Genomic DNA, 12,424 nt, shown 5'->3' with positions numbered 1-12,424 from the left:
GTTTAGTTTTCAATGTGCTTGTTGCCACCACGTGACAACTTCTATATATTAGCACGAATCCTTCTTTTCGTCAATACTTTCCCTACATTTTTTTCGCCTTTTATTAACTTTTTCTCCACCTACTATATCTAGTAGTTTTAATTTTTAGTCTTCCCTAAATATAGTGCTGTAATTCTTTTTTTCTTAACTACTTTGCCTTTGGCTCCATATGGCTATTCTCTTTATTTTATTGTTTAAGCCACTGTGTCGTTACCACAATATATTGCCTATTCAATATATTAAAGGGGAAGCCCTGCAGCTTCCCCTTCAAAATTAATTGAATAGTCTGGTAAAGAACTGCCGAATTCCTTCTGCTAGGCCACTGAAGAAACGGCCAAGCCCTCGCCAGAATTTCGCCATGACACCTGCTTCCTTAATGTCATGGCTGAGCTTAACACTGACACGATTGGTCTTACTTGTAGGAAGGAACTGCATTGCATGTTGCTTAATCGAAGCCTGCACCTGCCCGATTGACTGACCTCCTGCTTGCGGCGCCTGAATATTCCAACCGTTGTCAATGGCTGTCACCAGGTTAGAATCTGGCTCAAAGAGATAATCAATGCGAGGCGTGGTATCAACGATAGGAATCGCAAGGTCTAAGTTTTCGCCATAATAGGCCTTCACTTGTTCAGGTTCACCATCGAGTGCTAGCAATTGAGTAAGTTGCATGACCGAATCTCCTGTAGAGATAAGGCGTTTAAGCTGATAGGTCCCATATACATAATCTAACAGTTTCTTACTATCATGATAGCTTTGAGCTGAATCGCTATTTCCTAATGTGAGGACAATAACGCGAAAATTATCGCGCGCCATGGTCTGGACCGTTCCATAGCCATCATGAACTGTCGCGGCACTTAGCAGCCCATCAACTTGGTCATATTCATAGGCCTGGCCGGCTAACATTTGGTTGCTGTTATGCATCTCAAACTGATCATCAGTCCCTTGGCGGAAGAGCTTAGCATCTATTTTGGTATTATCTAACAGTTCAGGATGGCGACTGACTAATTGGTAGCTTATAGCTGCTAGAATGATAGCATTGAGCTTATTCTGCTGCTTGCTTGCCACTCCTTCTTCTTGTTCTACAAGGCCCGTTAGATTAACAAGCTCAGGAACTAGGGCTTGCCACTCTGCTCGGTCAACCTCATCAATCTTATCTGAATCCGCTAATATGGATTGAACCTTGGCTTGCATTAAGTTTTGGAAAGCTTCTTTGCTTCCGGCTGTATATTCGGCTAGGGCTAGGAGAGCCCCGTTAGCAGAGCCAATTTCCACCGCCTCTAAAAGTTCGGCGACAGAGTAATCCAAGTCTTGTCGTAAGGGTACATTGGACAATTCATAATTCTGACTCAGGGCATAAGCCTCATCAGATAGGGTCACACGATCATCTAAATGAATGCTCTCTTGGTCTAGCGCATCATAGATGATCAGCAAACTAAGTAGCTTGGTCAAATTTCCTACTTCCAATAGCGCCATTGAATTCTTCTGATATAAAATTTGCCCACTAGCAGCATCTACCGCAATCGCAGACTGAGCGTTGAGATTCGGCTCTGTCCCAACTGCTTGAATAGCAGTTGTGGCTAAAACCTGTAGCCCTATCCACAGACTGAAAAAGACTAGGAAGAAATTACGTTTTTTCATAGTACACCTTATTATTTGGGGGATTTTTGGGGGATTTCAATAGTAAAAATTGTTTCTTTTCCTTCTACCGTGGCATAAACACGGCCATGGTGAAGTTCGACGATATTACGGACGATTGCTAATCCTAAGCCTGTTCCAGGTTGGTTAGCGCTACGTGACTGATCAGCCCGATAGCTTCTTTGAAAAATATCTTCTAATTCAGTCTTATCAAGCGCTTGTCCGTCGTTTTTAACTTTAAAATAAATATAGTCATTCTCTTGATAGGCTAATAATTCAATATAATGTGCGCCAGCACCATATTTTAGTGCGTTGGATAAAAGGTTATGGAAAACTCGCGCCATTTTATCGACATCAAAGCTAGCAAGCAAGTTCTGCGGCCGGATATCCAAGCGTAGTTCAATGGCTTTTTCTCTGGCATTGAGTTCGAAGTCAGCCACTAACTGCTCCATGAAACGTAGTACCTGAACCTGAACTGGTCTGATTTCCGTTGTCGTCTGACGAGTGGCTGTATAAGTAAAGAGGTCATGAACCAAGCTTTGCATCTGCTGAGCCTTTCGATAAGCAACATGGGCATAACGGGCTAGTTCTTCCTGACTATGATACTGTTGGTTCTCAATCAAACCTAGGTAACCTATGACAGAAGTCAAAGGCGTACGGATATCATGCCCAATATTAGTAATGAGCTCATCCTTGGACTTTTCAATCTTCCGTTCTTCTTCAATAGCCTTAACCGTGCTATCTACCAAATGGTTGATTGAACTGACAACTTCATCCATCTCACCTAAGTCAGTCTGAGGAATACGAATCTCATAATGCCCCTGAGCGATGTACTTAAGATAGTCCAGAATATGGGCTAACTTCATTTGATTAATGCGTCGCTTAACTCGCCAATTGGTGACAATCACCGCAACCACACAGGAGGCAAGAGAAAAAATATAAACAGAGACAATAATTTGCTGGCGTGTTAAGCCTAGCATATGGCGTAGCGTGGTATCTAGGCCAAAGAAGTTTAATTTATAATCAATGGCTTGGCGATAGATCAAGAGAGCGCTGAGATAGAGTAAGAAGATTAAACTCATGGTAATAATGGCCTCTACGATGAGTTCGCTCCGCTCGCTTCGCGTCAAGCGCATGCTGAGTTGTTGAGGCGATTTTTTATCCTTATCCTTCAATCTTATAACCTACTCCCCATACGGTTTGAATGACACGTTCACCTTCTGTGGCCGCTTCAATCTTATCCCGCAAATGGCTGACATGGACCATAACCGTCTTGGCTGATACAATACTTTCTTGGTTCCAAACGGCTTCAAATATTTCTTCGGCACTAAAGACTTGGTTGGGATGGCTAGCCAAAAGATAGAGAATACCAAATTCTAAAGCCGTCAGCTGAATGTCCTTATCCGTTAAGGTCTTTACTTCGTGGGAAGCGCGTCGAATAATTAAAGGGCCAATCTCAATGACATCTGGCTCGGCCGCTTCCTTCTGGTAGGTGGACTGGCGACGCAAGATGGATTTGACCCGCGCAATAATTTCTAATGGGTTGAATGGCTTGGTGACATAGTCATCAGCCCCACTGGTCAGTCCTTGAATCTTGTCTTGATCTGAACTTTTGGCGCTCAACATTAAGACGGGCGTCTCATAATTTGCGGCACGTAACTTATCTAGGACCTGCATACCATCGACTTTTGGCATCATAATGTCTAGGATGATTAAGCCGATTTCATGGTCCACATCATTTTTTATGTAACTGAGGGCTTGATGGCCGTTGTAGGCCTTAATCACGTCGTAACCTTCATTATGAAGATAAATATTGAGTAATTCGACAATTTCGCGATCGTCATCTGCTACCAAAATTCGCATCTTGCTGTCCTCACTTTCTTATCAAGTCTCCTTCATTATACATCAATCCAGATGCCTTGTGTCTTAAGTTTTATTAAAAGTTATAGACAAAGAAAAGATGCCCCTAGGGGCATCTCATTTAAAAGCTTTAGCTGCGTGAGTAGTTAGGTGATTCTTTGGTGATTTGAACGTCGTGTGGGTGAGACTCAATCAAACCTGCACCACTCATGCGGATAAATTGCGCGTCTTCACGTAGGGCTTGGAGATTTGGTGTTCCACAATAGCCCATACCTGAGCGAAGGCCTCCAATCATTTGGAAAACAATATCTGCTACGCTTCCCTTGTAGGCAACGCGACCTTCAATCCCTTCAGGTACACGTTTGTTGGCTTCGTTAGTTGCTTGGAAGTAACGGTCACTTGACCCCTTTTCCATAGAAGCCAAGCTCCCCATACCACGATAAACCTTGAATCGACGGCCTTGGTAGATTTCGAATTCGCCTGGTGACTCGTCCGTACCAGCCAACATGCTCCCTAGCATGACCGCATGGCCGCCAGCGGCAAGGGCTTTAACGATATCCCCTGAATACTTAATCCCACCATCCGCAATAATGGCTTTGCCGTATTCTTTGGCAGCTGTCGCACAGTCATAGATAGCAGTTAACTGAGGTACACCAACACCGGCTACAACCCGGGTGGTACAGATAGAACCTGGTCCAATCCCGACTTTAACGACATCTACCCCTACTTCAAAGAGGTCACGAGTGGCTTGAGCAGTTGCCACGTTACCAGCAATGATGGTGACATCTGGGAAGGTCTCACGAATTTCCTTAATCTTACGGATAACCCCAGCACTGTGGCCATGGGCAGTATCGATGACCAAAGCGTCCACTTGTTCAGCAATTAGGGCACTTGCACGATCGAAAGTATCACTGGTAATCCCTACAGCCGCTGCAACTAAAAGGCGACCGTGTTGATCCTTGGCAGAGTTAGGGAATTGAATGACTTTCTCAATATCTTTAATGGTGATTAAGCCTGATAGACGACCAGACTCATCAACGATTGGCAATTTTTCAATCCGGTGTTGATGAAGAATCTTTTCTGCCTCTTCTAGGGTCGTCCCAACCGGAGCGGTTACCAATTTTTCATGCGTCATGTATTCCACAATCTTATGGCTATAATCTGGAATGAAACGGAGGTCACGGTTGGTAATAATCCCGACTAACTTACGGCTTTCAAGGCTCTCTACAATCGGTACCCCACTAATCCGATAACGGCTCATTAATTCTTCCGCATCCTCAATCGTATTGTCAGGTGTTAAATAGAAAGGGTCGATGATGACGCCATTTTCTGAACGTTTTACCTTACGAACTTCTTCAGCCTGTTCTTGAATGGACATGTTTTTATGGATGACACCCAGTCCACCTTGGCGGGCCATAGCGATTGCCATGGTCGAATCCGTCACAGTATCCATACTGGCACTAATAATAGGAATATTCAATTTTAGATTAGGCGCTAACTCAACTCTTAAATCCACATCATTTGGTAATACCTCGCTGCGCGCTGGCACCAGCAAGACATCGTCAAATGTGTATCCTTCACGTACAAATTTTGTTTCCCAACCTGACATTCTATTTCCTCCTTTGACTTCTCAGCAACAGTTATTTTTAATAAAATACCACTTTCGCCCCTTAGGAGCAAGCCTAAAGGCTCATTCTTTTTAAATTCTAATCTTGTTGCTTTACTTTAATCTCCTAGATCTTGCATACAAAAAACCGACTCAGTTTACGACTGAATCGGTCTTTCAATTTTGTTAGAAAAGGCCACCCTTAATATTCCACCGCTTTTTGAGATAGAAGCGCAAGAGGAAGGTTAAGCCCCCTATAATGAAGTAGATATCATATGGAAAGACTGGGTTAATAGCCGTTGGGAAGATGACGCTCGAGATGCTGACAGCAACAATCCACCCTAGCATGGCCAGAGAAGACACAGAGAAGTATTTAAAGTAGCCACGCTTGCCTTTAGGCGCATCCATGTCTGGTAGTACCTTGGACACAATCAGCATAGCAATCCCTGCAACTAAGTAGTTAACAATTAAGGTGATTAAGCCCATATTGTTAATGGTTGCTTCACTATTTTGCCCTTGTCTCATAAGTGAGAAGCCCGTAATCAAAGTAAAGACAGATCCCAACAACAAACCACCATCGAGGGCAATCTTCCAATCGGCCGAGCGCTCGCCTTCGTCATCACTAGGAAACTGTTGTTCTAAGATAACAGCCGTACATTCAGTCGGCGTTCCATATAATTGACGGGCAGTCTGCCCAGTCTGTTGGCCTTCTTCCAAGGTTTCGCACATTTCTTGGTAGATTTGTTGGCGAATGGACTCGGTTAGATTAGCAGCCGCTAAGTTTCTGTCTAAAGTCAACATGTATTGTTGATTGCGTTTGGTTAAACGGCCAAAAATTTCTGACTCTGTTAAGCTGGCAGAAGCCTCCTCAACTGCAACTTCTGCTTCCGTCTCTACTTGCTCTGTTTGTTTAATTTCTTCAGTCATGATTCTTCCTCCTATAGGCTATACATTAAAGCGGAACAGCATAATGTCGCCATCTTGTACGACGTATTCTTTACCTTCTGAGCGTACACGACCGGCCTCTTTGGCAGCTTGCATGCTTTGGTAAGTGACTAAATCTTGATAAGAGACTGTCTCAGCTCGAATGAAGCCACGTTCAAAGTCAGAGTGAATAATCCCAGCAGCTTGTGGTGCTTTCATACCCTGTTTGAAGGTCCATGCCCGAACCTCTTGTTCCCCAGCTGTAAAGTAAGTGGCTAGTCCTAAGAGGCTATAGACATGTTGGATAAGACGGTCCAAACCAGATTCTTGCAAACCAAAGTCTTCTAAGAAGACCGCTTTTTCTTCATCATCCAATTCAGCAATTTCTTCTTCCAAACGCGCACAAATTGGTACGACATCTGCACCTTGGCTAGCCGCTAGCTCGCGCACCTGAGCTAAATATGGGTTATCCGAAGGATCCACCACTTCATCTTCACCAATATTGGCAACGTAAAGCATCTTTTTGCGTGTCAAGAGGAAGAGGTTGCGTACATAAGGTAGTTGTTCATCGTAGAAGTCGACAGAGTTAGCCAGTTGATTGTCTTCTAGCGCAGCTTTTAACTTTTCTAGAACCTCTAATTCCGCTACTGCATCCTTATCTTTAGATTTAGCTAGTTTGGCTACACGTCCAATACGCTTATCGATGGTTTCCAAATCGGCCAGAATCAATTCTAGGTTAATAGTCTCAATATCTGAAAGTGGGTCTACCTTGCCTGAAACGTGCGTAATATTGCCATCGGCAAAACAACGGACCACGTGACAAATGGCGTCAACTTGGCGAATATGGCTTAAGAACTTGTTACCCAGCCCCTCACCACGGCTTGCGCCTTTTACAATCCCGGCAATATCGGTAAATTCGATTGCGGTTGGTACCGTCTTTTTAGGTTTAACTAGTTTGGTAATTTCAATCAGACGTTGATCAGGAACTTCAACAATTCCGACGTTTGGATCGATGGTAGCGAAGGGATAGTTAGCCGCTTCGACACCTGCTTTTGTAATTGCATTGAATAGGGTAGATTTTCCAACGTTAGGAAGACCTACAATACCGGCTGTTAATGCCAATGTCATTCACTCTTTCTTTAGCTAGATTTTTCGGGCGCTTTTTCTTTAATTTTCTTAAGTCGTTTTTCAAAGTCACGCCGGGTTAAGGTCACAATATGTCCGCAGTGACAGCATTTGATTCGGATGTCCATGCCCATACGGATAATTTGCCAACGGTTGGTTTGGCAGGCGTGGGGCTTTTTCATCTCGATAATGTCATGAAGATCATAATCTTTTTGCATATGGTTTCCTCCTAGGCTTGAATTTGTAGCAAATCTAGGATACGCATGAGGTCAGATTCATCCATATATTCAATCTCAATCTTACCCTTGTCACCCCGCTGTTGAATCAAGGCCATGGTGCCAAAGCGTTCTTGCAGTTTTTGCTCGCAAGCTAAGATATATGATGGCTTTTTGTCTGCTTTCTTTGTCTTTTTGATTTGTTTGGCTTGGGACTTCTCATTGAGTTGTTGTACCAAGTCTTCTAACTGTCGGACCGTTAGTTGTTCCTTGATGACACGTTGTGCTAGAGTCACCAACTGCTTCTTATCCTTAAGTGACAGCAGGGTTCTGGCTTGACCCATAGATAGTGCTTCTTTTTGAACCAATTTCTTCACTTCATCTGGTAAAGTTAAGAGGCGTAGATAATTGGCAATATAAGGCCGGCTCTTACCCATACGTTCAGCCACTTCTGCCTGGGTAAGATTCAACTTATTCATGAGCATGTCGTAGGCTTCCGCCTCTTCCAGTGGACTCAAATCTTCCCGTTGCAAGTTTTCCAGGACGGCAATCTCAATCATTACCCGCTCATCAAGTTGACGGACAATGGCCGGGATGGTGGTGAGCCCTGCTAGACGACTAGCTCTAACCCGACGTTCGCCGGCTACTAGTTCATAGCCTTTGATGGCTGACTTACGGACGATGATAGGTTGGAAGACGCCATTATTCCGAATGGAGTCAGCCAATTCATTCAGGGCCTCTTCATTAAAATGCTTACGTGGCTGATGAGGGTTAGGACGAATAGCCTCTAAGCTGATTTCCTCAACTTGTTCGAACTCAGATGGAGTTTCTTCTAAAGGGGTAAATAAGGCATCCATGCCCCGACCCAAACCACTTCGTTTTTGCTTAGGTTTTGGTTTATTAGCCATTTGCAGCCACCTCCTTGGCTAAGTCCATATACATCTCTGCCCCACGAGATTTTGGATCATAGTCAATGACTGACTGACCATAGGATGGTGCTTCAGAGAGCCGGACATTACGCGTAATAATAGTCCGATAGACTTTTTCTTGGAAATATTTACGCACTTCTTCAACCACTTCATAACCCAAATTGGTTCGAGCATCCAACATGGTCAAGAGTACACCTTCAATTCGGAAGTTCTTATTATAGGTACGTTGAACCAAGCGAATAGTGTTCAATAGCTGGCTCAAACCTTCTAAGGCATAGTATTCACACTGTACTGGAATCAAGATGGTATCACTTGCTGTAAAAGCATTGAGCGATAACTGGCCTAATGATGGTGGACAGTCTACTAAAATATAATCGTAGTCAGCCTTGATAGGTTCAATAGCCTGTTTGAGCCTTGATTCGCGGTAGTCTGCTGTTGCAAGTTCAATCTCTGCACCTGCTAATTGGAGGGTAGACGGTAAAATCCAGAGATTCTCACGAGAAGTTGGCAAGATAGCTCCCGCAGCTTCAATTTGATCAACTAGGACTTCGTAGACACTTTGCTTAACATCAGCCCGTTCAATCCCCAAACCACTGGTTGCATTCCCCTGCGAGTCCATATCAATAATCAGGACTTTCTTTCCTTGAAAAGCCAAGGCAGCACCCAAGTTGACGGTAGTCGTTGTTTTACCAACGCCACCCTTCTGATTTCCGATTGCAATCATTCTTCCCATAGCTTACCTCCTAGGCTTTTATTGGATTTTTGGCAGGTTTACCTGCCTTGCGTGGATACTTATTAGGCGTCTCTTTTGTTTTTTGAATCAGAATATAACGACGGTCTGCTGACTCAACTGGCAACTGGTCTTCCGTTACCTTGATTAGCTTGGCACCTAGAACACGAATGGCTGCTCCTGCTTCTTCCAGCTCCTGGTCTGACTTCTGTGCTTTCAATGCCAAAAACTGACCTCCAATCTTAACTAAAGGAAGGCAGTATTCTGCTAGAACATTAAGGCTTGCGACCGCCCGAGCTGTTACTAAGTCAAACTGACCTCGATAGGCAGGGTTCTGCCCTAGGTCTTCCGCACGCCCATGGACACAAGTTACCCCTTCTAGGTCAAGTTCCTGAGCCAGATGATCAATAAAAGTCAGACGTTTCTGGAGTGAGTCGACGATAGTCACTTGCAATTCCGGATGAGCGATTTTTAATGGGATACTTGGAAATCCTGCACCTGCCCCAACATCACAGAGTTGGAGGGCATAATTATCCAAGGGCATATTCCATAGAACCATTAAGCAGTCGTAAAAATGTTTCAGGTAGACTTCCTCACGTTGGGTGATGGCCGTCAAGTTCATCTTCTCATTCCACTCAACCAAGAGTTGATAATAGCGCTCAAATTGGGCGATTTGCTGGTCATTCAGCACTAGTCCATGGGCGGCGCATTGGGCAATAAATGTCTCTGGATTCATGGATAGAGAGCCTTCTTTCTTGTGAATTATCCGTGAAACAAAAAAGTTTCACAACCACTATTAACTTTACCTCATATACAGAAAAATAGCAACTGATAGATGCTATTTTTCGACTCTGATGCCTTCGAATGTTTCACGTGAAACAAAAAAGAGACTGGCTTGCGCAGTCTCTTTAGAGATATAGATTAAGCTTCTACAACATGGACATTGAGCTTAGCAGTTACCTCATGGTGTAGCTTAGCTTCTACGTGATGGTAACCTAAGGAAGCCAAGTTCTGCTCTAGTTGGATTTTACGTTTATCGATGCTGAGGTCATATTGCTTCTTCAGTTCTTCAGCGATTTGCTTAGATGGGATGGTCCCAAATAGTCGACCATCAGCCCCTGATTTAGCTTTAATTACAATGACAGTTTTTTCGTCTTCCAACTTTTCTTTAAGTTCTTTAGCTTGGGCTAATTCCTCAGCTTCTAAACGTGCCTTAGCCTTATTCTCGGCATTTAATTGATTAACTGCGGCATTATCAGCTAATTTAGCCAATCCGTTCTTGATTAAAAAGTTACGCCCGTAACCTTCCGATACTTCAATCAATTGACCTTTTTTCCCTTGTTTTTTGACGTCTTGTAGTAAGATTACTTTCATTGACTTTCCTCCTTATTTCGTTGAATGGTCTCCAGTAAGTCTTGATAGACTTGCTCAAGACTTGAATCTTTAATTTGAGTAGCTGCAGTCGTCAAATGACCACCTCCACCCATCTCTTCCATTAGGGTCTGGACATTAAGATTTCCCATGGAACGTGCGCTAATCCCAATAGTTTGATCAGGTCGTTCAAATATGACAAAGGATGCTTCAACTTGCTTGAGCGTTAACATTACATCTGCTGCCTGAGAAGCTATTACGTTGTCATAAACTTTTCCTTCTTGAGCCTTAGACACAATGATATCATCATTGATGTAATGAGCCTGAGCGATAATTTCGTTTCGCTCTAACAGTCGATGAAGGTCTTCCTTAAGCAATTGCTGGATTAGATGCTCATTTGCTCCCCGAGACTTAAGATAGCTTGCCGCATCAAAGGTTCTAGCACCTGTACGACTAGCAAAGTTATTAGTATCCACGATAATACCAGCCAAGAGAGCTGTTGCTTCTGTTTTGTTCAAGGTTTCGTGTCTATTTCGCATATAGATGAAGAATTCCGTAACTAATTCTGACGTTGATGAGGCATAAGGCTCAATGAAGGTTAGGACAGGCTTAGCTGGGAAATCCTCGCTTCGGCGGTGATGATCAATGATGACCACCTCATAATCATTCACAAGTGATCCAGCAGCAGATAAGCTAGGTCTGTGGTGATCTACCATGACGATGAGAGTACGATTATCAACAATCTCTTGCGCTTCTTCTAAGCTGATGAATAGATTGGATGCCTCATTCTTAATTGCGGGAAATTCAAGAAGCTGGGCCACATCTTCAGACAACTCCTGGCGTTCAAGGATAATTCTAGCAAATTTTCCTTGTTGGTTTACTATTTTGTGGATACCTAAAGCTGACGCAATAGCATCCATATCAGGGAATTTGTGTCCCGCAATGATCACACGATTAGCCTGCTCGACAGAGGCTAGTAGGGCTTGGTAAACCATTTTAGAACGTGTGATCGAGCGGTTCTGATTGACGTTCAACTTACCACCATAGAAACGTGCTTGTCCGTTGTATGTACGAACCACTGCTTGGTCGCCGCCACGGGCTAATGCTAACTCGACATTGAGTTGGGCCTGATTTGCTAATTCATCTACATTATAGTGAGTATCCTCAGAATAGGCGATACCCAAACTAATTGAGACTGGAATTGACTGATTAGCATTACCATCTTTTACTGCTTCAAGTGCCTTGAATTTATCCTTTTCCAGTACGTCTAGTGCTGCTTGATTACATAAAACTAAAAAACGATCATCTTCTAGACGCTTGAGATAGAGTCCATACTGCTTAGCCCAACCACGCAACCCATTCAAAAGTTTGGCGTCGAAGAGTGAAGTCTCACTATCATCCATGTGTTGGACTAACTCATCGTATTCATCAATTAATAAATATCCAAACACAAGGCGATCAAAAGCTCTTTGTGCTACCATTTCATGTTCAGGTGTTTGATCAATGAAATAAATAGCCTGATAAGTTGGTTGATGTAGATAACGGTAGTGCTTTTGGTTTATCTCTATCAATTGCCAGTTTTTGTCTGGGTTTTCTTGACTCACAATTTCTCCTAAGCCTGAATGGAGCTTGGCCAAATTTTGTCCTAAGAGTTGCTGTGTTCCATAGTGATGTTGAAATTCTGGGTTAACCCATGCTACTTCATGTTTGTTGTTATATATTAGTACAGCGATTGGCGCTCGATACAAGGCATCTTCTTGTGCTAAGTGCAGGGTCGGCGCTACGCTAGAGTACTGTTGCTCCAAGTAACGCATGTAGCGTTCAAAGTGATTAAAACCTAGTAGAATGAATAATACCATTAATGCTAACATCAAGAGGGCAATCCAAGGCATATAGGCAAAGGTTGCTAGAATGATAGAAAGATAAAAGACACTAAAAAACAATAAGGGCCACTTCATCGATGAACGATCTAGTAGTTTTATGAACTGCT

12 protein-coding genes are annotated in these 12,424 nt (G+C 43.3%); all 12 read right to left on the bottom strand.

Annotated features, from left to right (window positions below):
* Positions 1-312: 312 nt before the first annotated feature.
* Complete coding sequence (locus Q0339_RS07275; RefSeq protein ID WP_298078137.1) at positions 313-1,677, bottom strand: serine hydrolase; 1,365 nt, start codon at positions 1,675-1,677, stop codon at positions 313-315.
* Positions 1,678-1,688: 11 nt separating this feature from the next.
* Positions 1,689-2,849 carry a HAMP domain-containing sensor histidine kinase gene (locus Q0339_RS07270; protein WP_298078136.1) on the bottom strand — a complete coding sequence of 387 codons (1,161 nt, stop codon included), beginning with the start codon at positions 2,847-2,849 and terminating at the stop codon, positions 1,689-1,691.
* On the bottom strand, positions 2,839-3,537 hold the full coding sequence (locus Q0339_RS07265) for a response regulator transcription factor (RefSeq protein ID WP_298078135.1): 699 nt from the start codon (positions 3,535-3,537) through the stop codon (positions 2,839-2,841). Before Q0339_RS07265 ends, Q0339_RS07270 begins: the two co-directional genes overlap by 11 nt.
* Before the next feature lie 127 nt (positions 3,538-3,664).
* Positions 3,665-5,143: an IMP dehydrogenase gene (gene guaB / locus Q0339_RS07260; RefSeq protein WP_298078134.1), complete on the bottom strand. Its 1,479-nt coding sequence runs from the start codon at positions 5,141-5,143 to the stop codon at positions 3,665-3,667.
* A 183-nt stretch (positions 5,144-5,326) separates the two neighbouring features.
* The gene (locus tag Q0339_RS07255) at positions 5,327-6,067 is read right to left on the bottom strand and encodes a DUF1129 family protein (protein WP_298078133.1); all 741 of its coding nucleotides are present in this window, start codon (positions 6,065-6,067) and stop codon (positions 5,327-5,329) included.
* A gap of 18 nt (positions 6,068-6,085) precedes the next feature.
* Positions 6,086-7,186: a redox-regulated ATPase YchF gene (ychF, locus tag Q0339_RS07250; RefSeq protein ID WP_070756487.1), complete on the bottom strand. Its 1,101-nt coding sequence runs from the start codon at positions 7,184-7,186 to the stop codon at positions 6,086-6,088.
* A 17-nt stretch (positions 7,187-7,203) separates the two neighbouring features.
* Positions 7,204-7,407, bottom strand: a complete 204-nt coding sequence (locus Q0339_RS07245; protein ID WP_291454635.1) for a DUF951 domain-containing protein — start codon at positions 7,405-7,407, stop codon at positions 7,204-7,206.
* Between the two features lie 11 nt (positions 7,408-7,418).
* A complete protein-coding gene (locus tag Q0339_RS07240) occupies positions 7,419-8,312 on the bottom strand; it encodes a ParB/RepB/Spo0J family partition protein (protein ID WP_291429417.1) in 894 nt (297 codons plus the stop codon).
* Positions 8,305-9,066, bottom strand: a complete 762-nt coding sequence (locus Q0339_RS07235) for an AAA family ATPase (protein WP_298078132.1) — start codon at positions 9,064-9,066, stop codon at positions 8,305-8,307. Before Q0339_RS07235 ends, Q0339_RS07240 begins: the two co-directional genes overlap by 8 nt.
* Positions 9,067-9,076: 10 nt before the next feature.
* Entirely contained in the window at positions 9,077-9,799 is a 723-nt protein-coding gene (gene rsmG, locus Q0339_RS07230) for a 16S rRNA (guanine(527)-N(7))-methyltransferase RsmG (protein ID WP_298078131.1), read from the bottom strand.
* 185 nt (positions 9,800-9,984) lie between these two features.
* Positions 9,985-10,437: a 50S ribosomal protein L9 gene (gene rplI / locus Q0339_RS07225; protein WP_298078130.1), complete on the bottom strand. Its 453-nt coding sequence runs from the start codon at positions 10,435-10,437 to the stop codon at positions 9,985-9,987.
* Positions 10,434-12,293, bottom strand: coding sequence for a DHH family phosphoesterase (locus Q0339_RS07220; RefSeq protein WP_298078129.1), 1,860 nt, complete (start codon positions 12,291-12,293; stop codon positions 10,434-10,436). Before Q0339_RS07220 ends, rplI begins: the two co-directional genes overlap by 4 nt.
* Positions 12,294-12,424: the final 131 nt, after the last annotated feature.

The sequence above is a fragment of the uncultured Abiotrophia sp. genome (assembly GCF_938010525.1).
Lineage (GTDB): Bacteria > Bacillota > Bacilli > Lactobacillales > Aerococcaceae > Abiotrophia.
The sequence above is the reverse complement of the archived record's forward strand: the minus strand, read 5'-3'. Positions and strand labels throughout refer to the sequence as shown.

Excerpts from the sequence above, each read along its gene's own strand:
- rplI (WP_298078130.1), bottom strand. The coding sequence starts at position 10,437 with ATGAAAGTAATCTTACTACAAGACGTCAAAAAACAAGGGAAAAAAGGT.
- Q0339_RS07235 (WP_298078132.1), bottom strand. The coding sequence starts at position 9,066 with ATGGGAAGAATGATTGCAATCGGAAATCAGAAGGGTGGCGTTGGTAAA.
- rsmG (WP_298078131.1), bottom strand. The coding sequence starts at position 9,799 with ATGAATCCAGAGACATTTATTGCCCAATGCGCCGCCCATGGACTAGTG.
- Q0339_RS07275 (WP_298078137.1), bottom strand. The coding sequence starts at position 1,677 with ATGAAAAAACGTAATTTCTTCCTAGTCTTTTTCAGTCTGTGGATAGGG.
- Q0339_RS07220 (WP_298078129.1), bottom strand. The coding sequence starts at position 12,293 with ATGGTATTATTCATTCTACTAGGTTTTAATCACTTTGAACGCTACATG.
- Q0339_RS07255 (WP_298078133.1), bottom strand. The coding sequence starts at position 6,067 with ATGACTGAAGAAATTAAACAAACAGAGCAAGTAGAGACGGAAGCAGAA.
- guaB (WP_298078134.1), bottom strand. The coding sequence starts at position 5,143 with ATGTCAGGTTGGGAAACAAAATTTGTACGTGAAGGATACACATTTGAC.
- Q0339_RS07245 (WP_291454635.1), bottom strand. The coding sequence starts at position 7,407 with ATGCAAAAAGATTATGATCTTCATGACATTATCGAGATGAAAAAGCCC.
- Q0339_RS07240 (WP_291429417.1), bottom strand. The coding sequence starts at position 8,312 with ATGGCTAATAAACCAAAACCTAAGCAAAAACGAAGTGGTTTGGGTCGG.
- Q0339_RS07265 (WP_298078135.1), bottom strand. The coding sequence starts at position 3,537 with ATGCGAATTTTGGTAGCAGATGACGATCGCGAAATTGTCGAATTACTC.